The following is a 17,233-nucleotide window of genomic DNA, read 5'->3' as shown; positions in this document are numbered from 1 at the left end:
CCTCGGGGCATAGAATGTCCGGGGCGCAGTCACGTGACGAAGTCGAGGAGGTTTTCAGCATGATGGACTACGCGCAACAACAGCGAAATCCGATGAAGCGCGCCATCGGAATCGGTGGTGTTGCCTTCTTGTCCCTGATTTTTGGCGTCATCTACATGACTTGGGTCGACAAGGCGCCGAAGTCGGAGAACCACGCTCCGATCAAGACCGAGGTGATCAAAGAGGTGAAGCCGCCGCCGCCGCCGCCGCCACCGCCGCCGCCGCCGCAACTTACCACGCCGCCGCCGCCTTACATTCCGCCGCCGAAGATTCAGGTGCAGCCGCCGCCGCAGCAGGTGATTCAACACGTCACCCACACGCCGCCGCCGAAGCCGATGCCGCCCGCAGTGGCTGCTCCGCCGACGCCAGGACCTGTCGGTCCGCCGGTTCCTGATCATTTGGCTGGTTCACGCCCGATCAACCACGTCCAGCTCACCTATCCGGAGCAGGCCGAGGAAGAAGGTCGTGAAGGCAAGGTGACAGTTGTGTGTGACGTCGAGCCCTCGGGTGAAACCAGCAACTGTAGCGTCACCAGCGTCCAGGGTGGTCAGGTCTTCGCTCAGGCGGCGCTCGATTATGTCCGGCGCGCCCGTTACGCCCCTGCCACGCAGAATGGCGTGCCGATCAAGGAGTTCCACCACGCCTATACGATCACCTTCAGCCTGAACAACGACTAAAGCCTGATCGCACCCCCCAATCCTCTCGTCGGCCGAGACCGGCGAGAGGTTCAGACGAGGACAAGGAATAAATGAAGAGACTGCACCGCCGCCTTTCGGTTCCCGCTCTGGCCGCTCCCGCGATGGCGATGGCGCTGAGCGTCGCCTCTCCAGTCGTTGCGCTGGCTCAGGACGCCCAGCAGCCTGCCGCAGCAGCGCCTGCACCCGACGCGGCGCCTGCTCCTGACGCGGCTCCGGCTCCTGCCGCAGCGCCTGACGCTGCTGCGCCTGCGGCTTCTGCTCCGGCCGACGCCCCTGCCGCTGACGCATCGGCTCCTGCCGCGGCCCCGGCTGACGCTCCGGCCCCGGCTCCTGCCGCCGAGGCTCCACCTGCTCCGCCGCCGGCTCCGGCGGGTAACCCGTATGGTCTGGGCGCGCTCTGGGCGAACGGCGACATCATTGCACGCGGCGTTCTCGTCATCATGGTCATCATGTCGGTCGGCACATGGTACATCATGATCACGAAGTTCTTTGAGCAGGCGCGTCTGTTCTCCGCCGCGAAGGAAGCTGCGAAGAACTTCTGGACGAAGCCCTCCCTGCAGGAAGGCGCCGCCGCCCTGAAGTCCAGCTCGCCGTTCCGCTATATCGCTGACACGGGCATTGTGGCTGCCGAGCACCACGAAGGCACGATGCAGGAATCCATCGACTTGTCCGACTGGACGTCCTCGCAGATCCAGCGTTCGGTCGACTCCGTGCAGTCCAACCTTCAGGGCGGTCTGGCGTTCCTTGGAACCGTCGGCTCCACCTCTCCGTTCGTTGGTCTCTTCGGAACGGTTTGGGGTATCTATCACGCTCTGACGGCCATCGGCATCGCCGGACAAGCTTCGATCGACAAGGTCGCCGGTCCGGTCGGTGAATCGCTGATCATGACGGCCATTGGTCTCGGCACCGCGGTCCCGGCCGTGCTCGGCTACAACCTGCTGGTTCGTCGCAACAAGGGCGGCATGGACAAGGTCCGCAACTTCGCTGCTGACCTCCAGTCCATCCTGATCGGCGGCATGCGTCATGGCGCTTCCCACGACACCATCGTGGTCCGTCCTGACAACTCCCCGACCTCCACAACGATCTCGAACCGGGTGGCCTGATCATGGGAATGTCCGTCGGAGGCGGTGGCGACGAAGACGAGGTTGTATCGGCGATCAACACGACGCCTCTCGTCGACGTCATGCTGGTGCTGCTCATCATCTTCCTGATCACCATTCCGGTGGCGACTCATACGGTGAAGGTGCAGCTCCCCAAGGACGCCAACCAGCCGAGCAAGATCAAACCCGGGAACATTACTCTCGCGGTGACGGAAAACGGCCAGGCTTACTGGAACGAACACCCGATCAAGAGCCACGCCGATTTGCTGGCGCGTCTTGAGCAGGTGGCTGTCCTGAAGCCCCAACCGCAGATCCAGATCCGCGGCGATGCGCAGTCCCGTTATGAGGCGGTCGGCAAGATTGTCGCGACCTGTCAGGAAGCCGGGATTTATCACATCGACTTCATCACCGAGCAGCCTCACTCCGAGTGAGGCTGCAAGGCCCCCGCTTCGGCGGGGATCTGGGATGTAATGTGACGAAAGGCCATGTGGTCCCATCGTGTGACGGGACCCGGTCAATTTGAGAAAGTAGAGTCATCATGGGCATGAATGTCGGGTCGGAAAGCGCGACCGAAGACGAGGGCATTGTCGACATCAACACCACGCCGTTGATCGACGTGATGCTGGTGCTTCTGATCATGCTCATCATCACCATTCCTTTGCAGACACACTCCGTGTCGATGGATCTGCCCCAGGGCAATCCTCCGCCGTCTTCCGCGCCTGATCCTCAGGTGGTGACGGTCGCTATTGACTTTGACAACAGCATTTCCTGGAACGGCACGCCGATCACCAGCGAAGCGGATCTCCAGAATCATTTTCTTGGCGCCGTCGCTATGCCGGATCAGCCGGAAATGCATATCCACCCGAACCGTCTGGCCGACTACAAGACTGTGGCCCATGTTCTCGCCGACGCGCAGCGGCTTGGCGTGACGAAGCTTGGTATTGTAGGGCAAGATCAGTTCATGGAAGGGCAGTGACCTGATGTCGTTTCGTTTTTCGCGCCTGACGCTTCTTGCAGGCGCCGTTTTCTGTTTGCCTGTTGCTCTGGCGACCGCGCCGATTGCGAGCGCCGAAGACGCTCTGAGCGCCAAGGTGGGCAAGCCGCTTCAGGCCGCCCAGTCCGCTCTCGCTGCGCATAATTATCCCAAGGCGATGGCGGCTGTGAACGAAGCTGACGCGATCAAGGGAAAGTCCGATTACGAGACATATACCATAGCCCAGATGCGTGCTGCGGTTGCGGCCCAGTCTGGAGACGTTCCGGCTGCAGATTCCGCTTATGATACGCTGATCGCTTCTTCGCGTACGCCGAAGGACGCCAAGGCCCAGATGATGATGGCCGAAGCGACGATGGCGTACACTGCGAAAGATTACCCGCTCGCTGTGAAGTCAACGGAACGGTATCTGAAGCAGGTCGGGCCGAACCCGCAGATGCAGACGTTGCTGGTTCAGGCTTACTATCTCCAGCAGGATTTCAAGAACGCGGCGCGTGTCCAGCAGGACATGATCGATGCGGACATCAAGGCGAACAAGGTTCCGCCCGAGAGCCAGCTGCAACTCCTGGCGACTTGCCAGACGCAGTTGAAGGACACGGGGGGGATGACCCATACCTATGTCCTTTTGGCCAAATACTATCCCAAGCCTGAATATTGGGCGCAACTTCTGCATGGCCTGGAGACCAACTCCAAGCTTCCGCCAGCGTTGCAGCTCGATCTTTATCGAATTCGCATTGCCGCCGGAAACCTGACGTCGACGGCCGATTTCATGGACGCAACCGAGATCGCGATGCAGGCTGGCCTTCCTCAGGTCGCGCTGGATATCATGAATCAGGGCTACGCTCTTGGCGCCTTGGGCAAAGATGCGGGCGCTGCGCGCGAAGCGAAGCTTAAAGCGCTTGTGGTCAAGACTATTGATGACAAGAAGGCTTCAATCGCCGCTGATGAGGCTGCGGCCGAGAAAGCGCCGAGCGGCAACGCGTTGATTACGGTCGGCTACAACTACGTGACGTTTGGTCAGGCGGACAAAGGGCTGGATCTGATCAAGAAGGGCATCGCCAAAGGACCGTTCGACGTGAATGTCGCGAAATTGCACCTTGGACTGGCTCAGGTTGCGGCTGGTAAGACGGCGGATGCGATTGCGACGTTCAACTCCGTCGAGGGAGATAACGGTGCGCGTGATATTGCTCAGCTTTGGGTATTGAAGCTGCAGTCGAAAAAGTAAACGGCATTAAATATGTTCATAAAGGCGGCGAAGGCTTTGATAGCCCGCCGCCTTTTTTATTACGCTCACTAAGCCTCCGTACCCACTTGCAATGGCATACGCTTTTGACGATATGCAATGTTGCGCTTATTTTTGCAGCGAGTTCTGAAGGATGCTGAGTCGTGTTGAATTCGTTTTCCCAAATTAATCTTGAGGCGTGGCAAAATGAGCATTTGCAAGTTCATTTCCGTGACTTGCTACTTTCAGGTTCTGTAGAAGGACAGAGATTTGCGGCAACATATATTGGACTTGCTGACCCTACTGGCCTAGGTAAGGGGGAATTATTTCATAGCGGCGCTCAGTGGCTTGAGTTGCATGGCGATGATCGTTCCGCAGAAACGGTTGCCAAAATTGTTTATATCTCCAGTCGAAAAAGAGATAGTAACTGGGGTGGAATATATAAATATTTGCGCAAACATATCTATTTAACCGATGGGGAATTTAAAGATTTCTGTTTCATTAGTGATCAAAGATTCGATAGAGTTCCCAGTGTCATTCGGCAATGTAGACCGGATAAAAAATTGTATGCTTTGCGTGAGATTGAACAGGTAGGTTTATTTAACAAAAATAGAAGTGTTGACTATTTTTGTTATGATAAGTCTTCGGCTTATGAGTATCTTCAGAAATTTTATGGTCGTGATATTGCGGCTCTTTTTAATATAATTAATACCCCTCAAGCTGAGTCTGATTTTTTTCTGGTCGCCTCATTGTTGAGGGATGGCGGGGTCTCTGCGGATGTGTGCTCTGTCGGCCGGGCACCGATAGCTAAGCTCGTGAACTCTTTAACGGGATTGGGGATTGTCGAACGTAATGGCGGTATCGAAAAGAATTTTTTGTGTGCCCCTTCGGGGCATCCGGTTGTTTCCAGATACTTCCAAACGCTTGTTTCTTATCTTGATATGTGCCTGCTGAAGAAAATATCTCCTGATTATAAAGAGTTTTCGTCAAGGTGGGCTTTTGAGGCATGTCTTTGCGATATGTTTTCGGAAAATGTTTCGTTTTCGGAAGATGCGTCCATTACGTTAATTGACGGTTCTATTTACGACGGCTTTATCGAAGCCAGTGGTGAAGAGGAGAATCTGACTCAGCAGGATGTAGACGCTCCCTTCCCGCGAATTAGACTGTCAGGGATTGCTAGTCCAAGTATTTATAAAAATTCTATTCGTGCCGAATCTGTGGTCGGCATGCTTCCGGGAGCCTACTACCCTCCGTCAGATAATGTCACGATTATCGGTGAAGACCGGGTCCCTCATATTCTTCAGCAAATTCATGCGCCGATCGCGGTGCCTCCTCTGAAGCTTTTTCAGTGCTATGAATTGGGTGTCAGTGGGCATGGCTGCTGCTGGCATGAGGGCCAATTTCTAAGGCTTGAGTCCTATCTGTCCTTTGTCGCCGAGAGCGAAACTCTTGGCGGGCACTGGATGAGGCCTTCTGATGCGTCAGATATACGATACGTTGATGAGCCCGCAATTGTTGCGTTTGGGGCTGGCTATGGCTGCTACGGTCATTATCTGGTGGATGACGTGCCACGCATCGCTCTGGCTCGACGGATATTGGGCGATAAGGCCTTTGCGGACAGGAAGATCGTAATTCCTCAAAAGACGCCCGGATGGGCGATCAATGTGTTGAAAATTTTGGGGAGAGTGAATGAAGAGCAGTTCCTCTTTTTTGATCACGAGAGGGAGTTTCTGAAAATAAGAGACGCGCTTGTTCCGTCTTTTGGGCATCGCGACTACAGGTTTCATCCCTTTGTAAAAGAATACTACCAGTCGCTGTCTCCGGCCGACGTGACGCCTACGCGGCGTATTTGTCTTTCTCGACGTGCATGGGAGCCAAACAAGGTGAACCAACGTGTCTTTGAGCAACAGGAATTGTTCGAGGATATGGCGAGGCAGCGAGGGTTTGATGTTATCGCTCCTGAGACTCTGCCTCTAATGGAGCAGATACGCCTTATCGCTGAGACACGATGCCAGATAGGTGAGCATGGTTCTGCACAGCATGCATCTATTTATAATCGTTATGGCATGACGGTTGGAACAATAAATCCGTTGACAGAAATACAGACAAATCTGGGTCGTATTTACGGTGACACAAATGTCATTGTGTTTGCGGATGGAGAGCGACGCGATGAGGCCGGCAACACCTTTTTCTCGATTTCTTTGGAGAAGTTGGAGGGCTTTTTTGATGCCGTCATGCAACAAGATATGCAACGCTGGGGGTAAGAGAATTTTTTTTCCAGGTGCGCGTTTTTTTCTCTTTTGCATGATTTTTTTGTTTGAGGTTAACTATTCAGCATTGGCTCAGTGGAAAGGTGCTGTAGAAAATAAGAATAATTTCTGCTGTTCTTCTCTTGGGGGCGTGAGAGAATTTTTATATTATCCGGAAAACAACATAAAGATTCAAAATGGACCTTCGGTTTCTCTTGGTGATAATCTGAACTATAATATTCTAGATAATAGATCTATGCTGATTGGTGGAAGATTTTATTCTGACTCCGTTCCAACTTTTATTTATGCTGCCCCATATGGGGGGAGCGCTTTAGGAACGGTTCTAAGTGTAGCTATGACGAAGCGTGGAGTTGGGGGCGAGCAACCTGCGTTGGCACCATTTGGTACCGATGGACCTGGGGGACTCTCTGGTTACCCTGAAATGGACGCCGCAGCGACGTGGGTATTTGCCCATGGAACCAAGCCTTGGGTTACAGTCGGTGAGGATTTTATTAATTCAGACTCGCGTCGTCGTGTGGTGTCTTTCGACTCGCGGCACGCTTTTTTCTCTCCGGCGTTACCAACGCAAGAAGTAAAACTGTTGCGTGTAGGGATGCATGTAGTGACAAATATTTTGGGTCCAAGGCACAGCGGTGCGAGGAGAGAGCGTTATTGGAAGCCATTTAACGGATTTTCTGCTGAAGTAACTGCAATTTCTGCTTCTGGTGACTCTATCGAAGTCGGTGGATGGCGTGTGCTTGGAGATGGAGACGTAAACCCTTCGCAGATTCCACTTTCTAGCGGTCACCTAGATTTACATACATGGCCTAGTATAATTCATCCCGCAATTTTCATAGGCACTTACACTCATGCTATAGACAATAATTCTATGTGTTTCTTAGAAAAAAGAGAGAATTTTCCATCGGGTGATGCGAATGCGCCTGAGGGAAATCAATTTGGCACTCCGGTTAATGACTGCGAAATAGAGGAGGCCGATTTGAGTAGCGCACTACCTGACTATGAGGGGCGCGCTAAAGGTATTTTGGTTACTTATAATGGCCCTAATAAGCCGAGTTTGGATAGCTATGACTTTATGGCAGCAGGCCTGACACCTAATGGTTTTGTTGCGTGGAATGGATCGAATGCCAACAATTTTCTATCCGATGGCTTCTATGCACATGGCAATAGTGGAGTTTTTAGTAAATTCGATAATGTTAGCGGAAACGTTATTGGTGAAAAGGGTGACACTAGAGAGTTGGCAGAGTTTATAGGTGCCAGTGCGGTAAATTCCGACAAAAATGGCATAGGCGATAAGTTGTCTCTTGTGGCATTTGAGGAGCTACTTTCCGATCAAAACGACATGAGAAAAAGTTTGGCCTCAAATGTTGCGATTCATTGGGGATATTTAGTAAATGGCACCGATACTAATGTGGCAAATCTTACCGGTGGTGACAAAGTAAACATGGAACGGCGTAATGGAGATTTGATTTTTAATTCTGACGGGAGAGGGGGAGTAGATATAGTGGGGGGAAATGCGTCTGGTGGAGTGTTGTTTGACGCGGCAGGTAATTTGATTTTGCAGAGGCCTCAAGCGGCGTTGGAATTTGCTCAAGAAGGCAGCCTCTCTGCATTGCGAATCGAGTCGAACGGCAAGAATACAATTCGGTTTATATCCAATACAGGCGATAATGTTATTTCTTTGTCGGATGATTTTGTAGGAAAAATTTTTCGAGCCTCACAATATTTTCAGGAGAAGTTAACAACCCCAGCATCATCAACGGCTGCCTGTAATGAGGGGCAGTTCTCCGACGATCAAAATTACCACTATGTGTGCGTCCAAAAAAATAGATGGAAGCGGGTGAAGCTAAGCTCATGGTGAAGGTCAGATTACATGGAATTGTTCAGGTAATGTGGAAAGATATCATTTTGATAAAGGTCGAACGTATCTTGAAACTCTGCGGTATTGAATGGAAAGTTGTATAGGCTAAACCATGTTGGTTTTTTACTTCCGAGCCACATTTCGGCGCTGACACGTTGCAATGCGCTGGGGTGGCAAAAGGTTTCGTCTGCGAATACACGACTGTCAGGTGCTTCGAGCGATGAAATATAGCGTGACGTTGCCCACCAAAAATTACCTTGAAAGTGAGGTCGAGGCCAGAGGTGATAATTTATACCGGCCACATCATGTGTTTGCAGGGCCTGTATGCAGTCTGTCCATCGTTCTAAAACGCCGTATTCGAGCATCAACCGCCATCCGTTGATGGCTTTCACTTCTTTCATATTTGTATTGTCTACGAAGTGGCGAACTCCTTTCGTGTGGAAATAACATACAGCTTCAAAATTCTCCTTTTCTTTTCGACAGGAATTGTATAAATGTTTTAGTGTCAAATTTTCGTAGTGACTTTCGTTGGGTGTGGATTCAAGTATTGTGATGAATTTGTAATGGCTTATTAGAGATTCTACCTCTTTATGCTGACTTCCTGATATGCAGCAATACACCTCACAGTTTTGCATGATTCTGCTTGATATGAGTTTTTTTATTTGAGTGTCAACAAGAACGGACCAGCCAAGTCCAGATTTTGGTGTCCAGATGTGATAAAATACTGCATATTTTTTCATGTGAGATGGCCCCGTAGAATTAAATTACGAATTCTTTTTTATAATACCTGCGCTGATGTTGCGAGGCAAGATCGTGCGTACCGCGATGCTGGAACTTTATTATATGATGAATCTTGTCTATTTTTTTAGATTAGTTGTCGTAAATATAGGCATGATATAGATCGATATTGGCTTAATGTAAAAATATGGACGCGCAGATGAATGTTGTTCAGCCGCCCCTCATGCGAGTAAACATGAACCTCGAAGCCGCCCTCGAGCGCCTCTTCGCTCTCCTGCGCATCCCCAGCGTCTCGACCAAGGCGGCGCACGCCGCAGACTGTCGCGCAGCGGCTGAGTGGCTGCGTGAGGAACTGACGACGATCGGCTTCGACGCCTCCGTGCGCGACACGCCCGGCCACCCGATAGTCGTCGGTCATGCGAAGGGCCCGGAAGGCGCGCCGCATGTGCTGTTTTACGGTCATTACGACGTGCAGCCTGTCGATCCCCTCAGTCTCTGGGCGACGCCGCCGTTCGAGCCGCGCCTCTCGGAGAATGCCGCGGGGGTGAAAGAAATCGTCGCCCGAGGCGCGTCCGACGACAAAGGGCAGGTCATGACCTTTGTCGAGGCCTGCCGCGCGCTGCGCGAGACGGATGGCGGTTTGCCGGTAAGCGTGACGATCGTGATCGAGGGGGAGGAGGAGTCCGGCGGGGCCAATCTTCTGCCCTTCCTTCTGGCCAATCGTGACGAGTTGCAGGCCGATCTCGCGCTGATTTGCGACACGGGAATGCTTGACGCGCGGACACCCGCCATCACGACGATGCTGCGCGGCATGGTGGGCGAGGAAGTCGTCATCACGGCGGCCGACCGCGATCTTCATTCCGGCATGTTCGGCAATGCAGCGCGCAACCCGATTCAGGTTCTGTGCGACATCATCTCCGACCTGCGCGATCCAGCGACGGGTCGTGTCACGCTAAGCTGCTTCTATGACGGCGTGCCTGACATGCGGGAGTCCGTGCGGGAGCAGTGGCGCGCCCTTGGTCCGACAGACGCGGAAAGCCTCGGCGCCGTCGGGTTGAGCCAGGCGGCAGGGGAGGTGGGGTACACCGCGCTCGAGCAGACCTGGTGCCGTCCGAGTTGCGAGATCAACGGCATTTCCGGCGGGTACGAGGAAGACGGGTTCAAAACCGTTCTGCCCGCGCGCGCCTCCGCGAAGATATCGTTCCGTCTGGTCGGGGATCAGGACCCTGACGCCGTTCGCGCAGCCTTCCGCGCGCATGTGCGGGCGAGGCTTCCAGTGGATTGTTCGGCGGAGTTCATCGCGCACGGCGGATCCCGCGCAAGCGTCGTCCCCGAAGATTTGCCCGCTCTCAAACCCGCTTTGCAGGCTCTGACCGATGAGTGGGGGACACAGGCCGCAGTGATCGGTTGCGGTGGATCAATTCCCGTCGTCTCGGAACTGAAGCAGGCGCTTGGCATCGACTCGCTGCTGATCGGGTTCGCTCTGGACGACGACCGGGTTCACTCGCCAAACGAAAAATACAGCCTGACGTCCTTTCATAAAGGAATTCGGTCCTGGGTCCGCGTGCTGCAAGCGTTGTCGGCGTGACGTCGCCGCTCGCCCTGACAATGGGAGATCCGGCCGGTATTGGGCCGGAGATCACCGTCGGCGCATGGCGGGCGTTGCGGGAAACCGGGCCTGCGTTCGTATTTTTGGGCGATGCGTCCTGCCTGCCCGATGACGCGCCAGTTGAGATCGTCGAGGACGTTTCCGGCGCCGCCGCCTGTTTCTCCCGCGCAATTCCTGTGTTGCAGTCGCAGCTCTCCGCGCCCGTTCTTCCGGGCTCTCCGGATGAGGCGAACGCTCCGGCGGTCATCGACAGCATCGCCCGTGCGGTAGGTCTGGCGCGGGCGGGCGCTGTCGGCGGAGTGGTCACCAACCCGATCAGCAAGGCGGTATTGCGCAAGGCGGGATTTCCGCATCCCGGCCACACGGAGTTTTTGGGCGAGCTCTGCGGCGTTCCGGGACGGGAAGTGATGATGCTGGCGAGTCCCATGCTGCGGGTCGTGCCGGTCACGGTGCATGTCTCGTTACGGGAAGCGTTGGATACATTGACCGGAGAGGCGATCGAGGCGGCGGCGCGCGTCACGACTGCGGCGTTGCGGCGTGATTTCGGCCTGCCGAACCCGCGCCTCGCCATTGCGGGCCTCAACCCGCACGCGGGCGAAAGCGGCCTGATGGGGCGAGAGGAAATCGAGATGATCGCCCCTGCGATCGCGCGCCTGAAAGCCGAAGGCGTCGATGTGTTTGGCCCCGTGCCGCCTGACACCATGTTCACGCCCGCAGCCCGCGCGCGCTACGACGCTGCGCTGTGCATGTATCACGATCAGGCGCTTATCCCCCTGAAAACGCTTGATATGGAGAACGGGGTCAACGTCACGCTGGGCTTGCCGATCGTGCGGACCTCGCCAGACCATGGGACGGCGTTCGATATCGCGGGAAAGGGCGTCGCGCAGGCGGACAGCCTGATCGCGGCGTTGCGTCTTGCCGGAACTCTGGCGCACAACCGGGCTTCGTCCATACAGGAGAGGCCGGAATGACCGGACCGGGCAGCAAAATTCTTCGTCTCGGCGTCAACATCGACCACGTCGCCACGTTGCGGAACGCGCGCGGGGGCTCTGGTCCCGACCCGGTGGCTGCGGCGGCTCTTGCCGTGGCGGCGGGAGCGGACGGCATTACAGCGCATCTGCGTGAGGACCGGCGCCACATTCGCGACGCTGATCTGGCGAGGTTGCGCGCCGAGATCCGGGCGCCGCTGAACATGGAGATGGCGGCGACCGAGGAGATGGTCGCCATCGCGTGTGATCTGAGGCCGCACGCCTGTTGCATTGTTCCGGAACGCCGGGAGGAGGTCACGACCGAGGGCGGTCTGGACGTATCGGGGCAGGCGGCCTCCTTGGCGCCGTCCGTCGCAACGCTGCGCGCGCGTGGATGCAGGGTGTCGTTGTTCATCGACCCCGACCCCAGGCAGGTGGCGGCGGCCGCGGCGGTCGGCGCGGCGGTCGTGGAGCTTCACACCGGCGCTTACGCAGAAGGGGTCGATGGAGAAATCACCCGCCTGCGGGAGGCAGCAAGGCAGGCCGCGTCGCTGGGGCTGGAAGTCCATGCCGGGCATGGATTGAGCTTCGGCAATGTCGCCCCTGTCGCCGCTATTCCCGAAATCGCCGAATTGAACATCGGTCATTTCCTGATTGGGCAGGCGGTGTTCGATGGGCTGGAGTCGGTAGTGCGGGAAATGAGGGCCCTGATGCTCGCCGCAAGGGCGTCCATTTCGGGTTGAATTCGGGGATTTCTCGGCACACCCGGGATTGCTCCGAGAGCGTCGCCAAGTATCGCGGCTGAACACGCGACGGCAGTTTTACCGAGCGCTAATGTTCTGCGGTTACTGTGCGCGGATGCCGGTTGCGTTCCTGGAAAAGCCAAGACTCGCGGCGACATTGGTGCTGCTTCTCGGACTGTCGTCCGGAGCGCACGCGTCGCCGCTCGGGTGCGGGGAAGCGGCGGACATCGTCGAGCGAAGTCTCGACATCCCGCAGGGCCTGCTCGCGGCGATTGCCAAGGTTGAAAGCGGCGGAAATCCATTTGCAGTAAACGTGAACGGTCGTGCGTTGCGCTTCCCGAGCGAGGCTATGGCGAGCGAAGCCGCGCGGGTGATGAGCAACCCTTCCGCACCTGGCGCCAGACCGAAGATTGATATCGGGTGCTTCCAGATTGATCTCGCCTGGCACCCGGACGCTTTTGTCAGCGTGCGGGCCGGGTTTGATCCCGTCATCAACGGAATCGCCGCCGGGCTGTTTCTGCGGCGCCTGCATTTATTGACCGGAGATTGGCGAGAGGCGGTCGCGCGTTATCACGCTGCGTCCAGCGAGGGCGCGCGCTACGCGCTGGATGTTTTTCGGGTGTACGAAGGGCAGGGCGATCCGCATCGAACCGCCGGGGAGCGCCGCGGGACGGAGTTCGCTGTCGTCCCGCAGGCAGGTCGCTCACAACGCCGTAGATGGATTTCCTGCCTGCGTGGATCCGGCGTGACGATCTTCGTTCCGGCAAAGCGTGGCGCGGGGTGCGCGACGCCCGCCGGACATCAGCGGCTCTGACGGGGCGAGGCGCCCCGGCCTAATAAGGCTTACCGCCGGTCGCAGCTTTGCGTCAGACGGTTGAAATACAGGCCCGCCGAACACGTCACGACATTGCTCGGCTGCGCACTGGCCCCATAGGCCTGAGCCGGGTAGGCAGTCGCGCCGCCATAGGACGCGGCTCCGTATCCCGGTTGGGAATACGCCGGGGCTGCGGTCGCCGGAACCGGGTAGGACTGCTGGGCGTACCCGGCGGCCGGGTAGCCGTATCCCTGAGAATATCCATAACCGCCGTCGGCGTACGTGGACGTTGCGGCGGCTCCGGCCGCAAGACCGAGCAGGGAGCCGAAGGCGAAAGGAGCGCCCCAGCCCCAGCCCCAGCCCCAGCCGCCCCATCCACCCATGTAGGGGTAACCGCCCCAACCATAGTAACCTGGATAACCACCCCAGCCGTAATATCCGGGATAGCCACCCCATCCGCCGCCCCAGCCCCAGCCGTTACCCCATCCGCCGCCGCGCCAGCCCCATCCGCCGCCGCCCCAGCCAGCGCCTCGGAAGCCGCCTCCGCCCCAGCCGCCTCCACGGAAACCGCCGCCACCGCCCCAACCGCCGCCGCCGCCACGGAAGCCGCCACCGCCGCCTCCCCAACCACCGCCGCCGCCGCCATGGAAACCACCGCCTCCACCTCCGCCTCCGCCGTGGAAGCCGCCGCCTCCACCGCCACCGCGTTGGGCCAGAGCAGGGGCCGTGAAGATCAGCATCGAGGCCAACACGGTCGACAGAGGTAAGAGACGCCGCGGACTCATCTTGTTTCTCCCGAAATCATCGTATCGCAGCGGATCGCTGGAGGCCGCTTGCGTCGACGAGCAAGCGCGCGACGCGGGGCGGTCTGATCGAAACGATCCCGACCGCGTCGTGTTCCATATGGAGAGCCGACGCGGCGATATGAAGATTAACCGCGAAACGTCACTGGTTTATGACAGAAACGCGGCCTCATGGTGGCTGCGTCGCTTTCAGGCATTTGGTTTTTGGAAGGCTGGTATGACAGCGCCTTGGGAACAAGGCGTCGGGAATGTCATGAATGGCCGGTTTTTCCGGCGTTTACCTGGTCGGAGTGAGAGGATTCGAACCTCCGGCCCCTGCGTCCCGAACACAGTGCTCTACCAGGCTGAGCTACACTCCGATGCGGTGCGGGGCTAATACCCCTCATCCACGCGCGTCGCAAGAGGGGGCAAAAAATTCCTTGGCTCCCTCGCCGCAACCCGGGCTGCAGGGGGCGTCGTTACAGGCGCTCGGTCTCGACGTCAGACGAACCCGGGGTGATGGTCGCGGCCCGCAGAAGCGCCAGCGCCGCTTCCACGTCAGGCACGGTTTCGACCAACCCGCGCGCCCCGGGAGTTGCGAAGCCCTGCTCAACCGCCGCGTCCAGCATGGCGATGACTTTGGCCGCCCAGTTCTCGACATCGACGATCAGGATGGGCTTGCGGTGCAGTTGAAGCTGCTTCCACGTGATGATCTCCATCATCTCGTCAAAAGTACCGAACCCGCCGGGTAGAATCGCAAACGCATCGGCCTGCGCGAACATGAGCTGCTTGCGGCTGTGCATCGAATCGGTCACCACCAGTTCAGTCACGCCTTCGTGCATGACCTCGCGCGATTCGAGGAAGTCGGGAATGACCCCTGTCACCGAACCGCCAGCCGCGATGGCCGCGTCCGCCACAGCGCCCATCAGCCCGACGTAACCGCCGCCATAGATCAGACGCCATCCCTCGCGAGCAATGCCGCGCCCCATATCTTCGGCGGCGGCGCGATAGGCGGGCAAGTTGCCGAAGCGGGAGCCGCAGAACACGGCGACGGAGGAGATGAACGCAGACATGGTGGGGAAAACTCCTGCGATAAGGCGTGCGCGCATGATTGCGACGGCGGGTCGGCGACGTGTCAGCGGGCGATGCGCTAGACACGATGGCGCGTCGCCCAAGATACAGAGATGGCGCGGCCAGCCAAGCGCGACAGCCAGCCGTCAGGCGGAATTGACCTTGGCGCAGATTATGCGGCGCGGCGGGAAGGTCTCAGGGCGGCGCTCAGGGCCACGCCAGCCAGCGAAAACGCGGCTGCGACAAAAAACAGCGCTTCGTAGCCCCATATAGGAATGATCATACCCAGTCCCGGCCCTGACACGCCGATGGCGAGGTCAAGAAAGATTGAATACCCGCCGAGAGCGGCCCCGCGATTCGCCGCTCCAAGCCGCCCGACCGCTTCGACGCCCAGAGCTGGAAACAGGAGAGAAAAACCCGCGCCCGTAAGCGCCGCACCCAGATTGGCCAAAGCCGGGGTGTGTCCGACAGCGAGGGTCAGCAGCCCCAGCGTCTCAACCCCCATCGAAATCAGGGCGACGTTGGCTCCGCCGATGCGGCCGATCATGCTCGCGAAGAAGAAGCGGGTCAGCACGAACAGGGCGCCGAACAACGCCAGCGCGCTGGCCGCGCCGCTCCACGACCGTGCGTCAAAATACAGCGTGAGGCAGGACGCAATGGCGCCGAAGCCGATGGATCCTGCGGCCAAAGCCATGCCGTAGGGCAGAACGTTGCGGATGACGTGCAGGAAGGACGGCGCTTCGGCGTGCGGCGCGGGCTTCGTCGTCGCGTGACGCCGGGCCAGAGGGACGCAGGCGAACATCAGGATTGCGGCGAGCAGTCCCACCCCGGTCAGTCCGCCGAACCCGCCGTGGTGGGAGAAGATCATCGTGGCGATCGGGGCGCCCAATGCTATGCCGCCGTAGGAACAGACGCCGTTCCAGGAGATCACCAGCGCAGTGCGCTCGGGTCCGGCGCGATGGATGTTCCAGATGATCACGCCCACGGCCACCCAGCTTTCGCTGAAGCCGAGCAGCAGGCGCGCGGCGAGCGTCAGCGTCAGGGCCAGCCCCGGGGAAGATGGAATGAGCCCGGCTCCGGCAAGCAGCAGGCAGGAGAATCCCCCGACGATCAGGCCGGTGACGACGACGCCGCGTGCGCCGGTCGTGTCGATTCTGTTGCCCGCCCATGTGCGTGTGGCCAACGTCGCGAGGTATTGCGCGGAGATCGCGAAGCCGGCCAGGACGGTGCCGTAGCCAAGGGTGCGATGTACGAAAAGCGGCACCACCGCCATTTCCAGCCCGATGACGGTATAACAGGCGAGCGTGAACAGTACGACCGGAAGTATGCGCGCCGTGGCGGAGGTGGTGAACTCCGCGACGCGCGCGGAAAGGTTCAACATTAAAGAGACTCCCGATCCAGCGTTCTTTCGTTCAGCTTAGGGCCTCTGGCGAAAGGCGCCACCCTTCGGGCTGCGTGTAGTCGCCATGAAGTGCCCCGATATGCGAACAGGAGCGAATAGATGACGGCGAGAGAAGACGGGCGCAGTACAGAAGCCATGCGTTCCGTGGAGCAACTCGATCCGGCGACGCTGCGTCAGGCGGATATGTCCGACGACGGGGGCTACCTCACGCTATCCTCTCGCATCGCCTATGAAAATCCGTGGACAAAGATGCGGGAGGACATCATCCGGCGTCCGAACGGTCAGGATGGTCTTTACGGCGTAGTCGAGCGTGGGGAGTTCGTGGTCATCCTGCCTCTGGGTCAAGTTGATGGCGAACCCACGGTGACGTTGATCAACCAGTTTCGTTACCCGGTAGGGCGGCGGATGTGGGAATTGCCGATGGGCATGTGGGAAACCCGGCCCGACGCGAATCCGGACGAGGTCGCGGCAGGCGAACTGCGGGAAGAGACCGGGCTGATCGCCGACCGAATGACGCATGTCGGCGTGCTGTATCAGGGAGCCGGTTACTCCACGCAGCGCGGGCACGTGTATCTCGCGACAGGTCTGACACAGGGGCCTGCCGAACTGGAGGCGACCGAGCAGGACATTACGCGCCACACAATCAGCCTTGTGCAGTTCGAGGAGATGTTGCGCGACAACGTCATCACCTGCATGGTCTCGATCGCCGCATTCGCGCTGATACGGTCGCGCGGATTGGTCTGAACGCGACCGGAGGCTCCTGCCGCGAATTCATGCGGCGAGTCTATTCGCGCCTCCGTGACTTGACAGCGTCTTCTGCGCGTCATTGTGAGAAGGCGGTTGCTCTGGTCTGGCGGCGCGGTGGGAGGCACGATCAAGCCCACGCGGTTTTATGGCTGCTCCTCATCGATCGTCAGGAATGGACGGA

At 58.0% G+C, this 17,233-nt stretch carries 16 protein-coding genes and 1 tRNA gene; 12 read left to right on the top strand and 5 right to left on the bottom strand.

The genetic code is table 11. From position 1 onward, the window contains the following. Positions 1 to 59 precede the first annotated feature (59 nt). The 7 genes from G442_RS0112525 (at position 60) to G442_RS25110 (ending at position 8,178) form a co-directional block, all read left to right on the top strand. Positions 60 to 716 (top strand): energy transducer TonB, encoded by a 657-nt coding sequence (locus G442_RS0112525; RefSeq protein WP_371863415.1) that lies wholly within the window; start codon positions 60 to 62, stop codon positions 714 to 716. Positions 717 to 787: 71 nt separating this feature from the next. Further along, positions 788 to 1,840: a MotA/TolQ/ExbB proton channel family protein gene (locus G442_RS22170; protein ID WP_084440571.1), complete on the top strand. Its 1,053-nt coding sequence runs from the start codon at positions 788 to 790 to the stop codon at positions 1,838 to 1,840. Positions 1,841 to 1,842: 2 nt separating this feature from the next. Then, positions 1,843 to 2,268: an ExbD/TolR family protein gene (locus tag G442_RS0112515; RefSeq protein WP_026398270.1), complete on the top strand. Its 426-nt coding sequence runs from the start codon at positions 1,843 to 1,845 to the stop codon at positions 2,266 to 2,268. 107 nt (positions 2,269 to 2,375) lie between these two features. Continuing rightward, positions 2,376 to 2,813, top strand: coding sequence for an ExbD/TolR family protein (locus G442_RS0112510; protein ID WP_026398269.1), 438 nt, complete (start codon positions 2,376 to 2,378; stop codon positions 2,811 to 2,813). A 4-nt stretch (positions 2,814 to 2,817) separates the two neighbouring features. Next, positions 2,818 to 4,053, top strand: a complete 1,236-nt coding sequence (locus tag G442_RS0112505) for a tol-pal system YbgF family protein (protein WP_026398268.1) — start codon at positions 2,818 to 2,820, stop codon at positions 4,051 to 4,053. A 161-nt stretch (positions 4,054 to 4,214) separates the two neighbouring features. Then, positions 4,215 to 6,314 carry a glycosyltransferase family 61 protein gene (locus tag G442_RS0112500; protein WP_146882453.1) on the top strand — a complete coding sequence of 700 codons (2,100 nt, stop codon included), beginning with the start codon at positions 4,215 to 4,217 and terminating at the stop codon, positions 6,312 to 6,314. Continuing rightward, entirely contained in the window at positions 6,277 to 8,178 is a 1,902-nt protein-coding gene (locus G442_RS25110) for a hypothetical protein (RefSeq protein ID WP_146882450.1), read from the top strand. The genes G442_RS0112500 and G442_RS25110 overlap by 38 nt, the downstream gene beginning before the upstream one ends. Before the next feature lie 8 nt (positions 8,179 to 8,186). Here the strand turns inward: G442_RS25110 and G442_RS25105 are convergent, their stop codons facing one another. Then, on the bottom strand, positions 8,187 to 8,918 hold the full coding sequence (locus G442_RS25105) for a hypothetical protein (protein WP_146882448.1): 732 nt from the start codon (positions 8,916 to 8,918) through the stop codon (positions 8,187 to 8,189). A gap of 197 nt (positions 8,919 to 9,115) precedes the next feature. Between G442_RS25105 and G442_RS0112490 the strand changes: the two genes are divergently transcribed. From G442_RS0112490 to G442_RS23985, 4 genes are all read left to right on the top strand, one after another. Next, on the top strand, positions 9,116 to 10,504 hold the full coding sequence (locus tag G442_RS0112490) for a dipeptidase (RefSeq protein ID WP_246789437.1): 1,389 nt from the start codon (positions 9,116 to 9,118) through the stop codon (positions 10,502 to 10,504). Then, positions 10,501 to 11,496, top strand: coding sequence for a 4-hydroxythreonine-4-phosphate dehydrogenase PdxA (pdxA, locus tag G442_RS0112485; RefSeq protein ID WP_026398265.1), 996 nt, complete (start codon positions 10,501 to 10,503; stop codon positions 11,494 to 11,496). Before G442_RS0112490 ends, pdxA begins: the two co-directional genes overlap by 4 nt. Beyond that, positions 11,493 to 12,236: a pyridoxine 5'-phosphate synthase gene (locus tag G442_RS0112480; RefSeq protein ID WP_026398264.1), complete on the top strand. Its 744-nt coding sequence runs from the start codon at positions 11,493 to 11,495 to the stop codon at positions 12,234 to 12,236. The genes pdxA and G442_RS0112480 overlap by 4 nt, the downstream gene beginning before the upstream one ends. Positions 12,237 to 12,351: 115 nt before the next feature. Next, complete coding sequence (locus G442_RS23985; protein ID WP_084440577.1) at positions 12,352 to 13,050, top strand: transglycosylase SLT domain-containing protein; 699 nt, start codon at positions 12,352 to 12,354, stop codon at positions 13,048 to 13,050. A gap of 29 nt (positions 13,051 to 13,079) precedes the next feature. Here G442_RS23985 and G442_RS25780 read toward each other — a convergent pair whose 3' ends face one another. From G442_RS25780 to G442_RS0112455, 4 genes are all read right to left on the bottom strand, one after another. Beyond that, positions 13,080 to 13,835: a hypothetical protein gene (locus G442_RS25780; RefSeq protein WP_026398263.1), complete on the bottom strand. Its 756-nt coding sequence runs from the start codon at positions 13,833 to 13,835 to the stop codon at positions 13,080 to 13,082. Between the two features lie 300 nt (positions 13,836 to 14,135). After that, a tRNA-Pro gene (locus tag G442_RS0112465) sits at positions 14,136 to 14,212 on the bottom strand. 99 nt (positions 14,213 to 14,311) lie between these two features. Next, a complete protein-coding gene (locus G442_RS22160) occupies positions 14,312 to 14,905 on the bottom strand; it encodes an LOG family protein (protein ID WP_051292291.1) in 594 nt (197 codons plus the stop codon). 170 nt (positions 14,906 to 15,075) lie between these two features. Continuing rightward, positions 15,076 to 16,284, bottom strand: coding sequence for an MFS transporter (locus G442_RS0112455; protein ID WP_026398262.1), 1,209 nt, complete (start codon positions 16,282 to 16,284; stop codon positions 15,076 to 15,078). Between the two features lie 204 nt (positions 16,285 to 16,488). Here G442_RS0112455 and G442_RS0112450 point away from each other — a divergent pair, with 204 nt between their 5' ends. Continuing rightward, positions 16,489 to 17,049 (top strand): NUDIX domain-containing protein, encoded by a 561-nt coding sequence (locus tag G442_RS0112450; RefSeq protein WP_035376600.1) that lies wholly within the window; start codon positions 16,489 to 16,491, stop codon positions 17,047 to 17,049. Positions 17,050 to 17,233: the final 184 nt, after the last annotated feature.

The sequence above is a fragment of the Acetobacter nitrogenifigens DSM 23921 = NBRC 105050 genome (assembly GCF_000429165.1).
Lineage (GTDB): Bacteria > Pseudomonadota > Alphaproteobacteria > Acetobacterales > Acetobacteraceae > Acetobacter > Acetobacter nitrogenifigens.
This window is presented reverse-complemented; position numbering and strand designations above follow the sequence as displayed.

Excerpts from the sequence above, each read along its gene's own strand:
- G442_RS0112525 (WP_371863415.1), top strand. The coding sequence starts at position 60 with ATGATGGACTACGCGCAACAACAGCGAAATCCGATGAAGCGCGCCATC.
- G442_RS22170 (WP_084440571.1), top strand. The coding sequence starts at position 788 with ATGAAGAGACTGCACCGCCGCCTTTCGGTTCCCGCTCTGGCCGCTCCC.
- G442_RS0112515 (WP_026398270.1), top strand. The coding sequence starts at position 1,843 with ATGGGAATGTCCGTCGGAGGCGGTGGCGACGAAGACGAGGTTGTATCG.
- G442_RS0112510 (WP_026398269.1), top strand. The coding sequence starts at position 2,376 with ATGGGCATGAATGTCGGGTCGGAAAGCGCGACCGAAGACGAGGGCATT.
- G442_RS0112505 (WP_026398268.1), top strand. The coding sequence starts at position 2,818 with ATGTCGTTTCGTTTTTCGCGCCTGACGCTTCTTGCAGGCGCCGTTTTC.
- G442_RS25110 (WP_146882450.1), top strand. The coding sequence starts at position 6,277 with ATGCCGTCATGCAACAAGATATGCAACGCTGGGGGTAAGAGAATTTTT.
- G442_RS25105 (WP_146882448.1), bottom strand. The coding sequence starts at position 8,918 with ATGAAAAAATATGCAGTATTTTATCACATCTGGACACCAAAATCTGGA.
- G442_RS0112490 (WP_246789437.1), top strand. The coding sequence starts at position 9,116 with ATGAATGTTGTTCAGCCGCCCCTCATGCGAGTAAACATGAACCTCGAA.
- G442_RS0112480 (WP_026398264.1), top strand. The coding sequence starts at position 11,493 with ATGACCGGACCGGGCAGCAAAATTCTTCGTCTCGGCGTCAACATCGAC.
- G442_RS23985 (WP_084440577.1), top strand. The coding sequence starts at position 12,352 with ATGCCGGTTGCGTTCCTGGAAAAGCCAAGACTCGCGGCGACATTGGTG.
- G442_RS25780 (WP_026398263.1), bottom strand. The coding sequence starts at position 13,835 with ATGAGTCCGCGGCGTCTCTTACCTCTGTCGACCGTGTTGGCCTCGATG.
- G442_RS22160 (WP_051292291.1), bottom strand. The coding sequence starts at position 14,905 with ATGTCTGCGTTCATCTCCTCCGTCGCCGTGTTCTGCGGCTCCCGCTTC.
- G442_RS0112455 (WP_026398262.1), bottom strand. The coding sequence starts at position 16,284 with ATGTTGAACCTTTCCGCGCGCGTCGCGGAGTTCACCACCTCCGCCACG.
- G442_RS0112450 (WP_035376600.1), top strand. The coding sequence starts at position 16,489 with ATGTCCGACGACGGGGGCTACCTCACGCTATCCTCTCGCATCGCCTAT.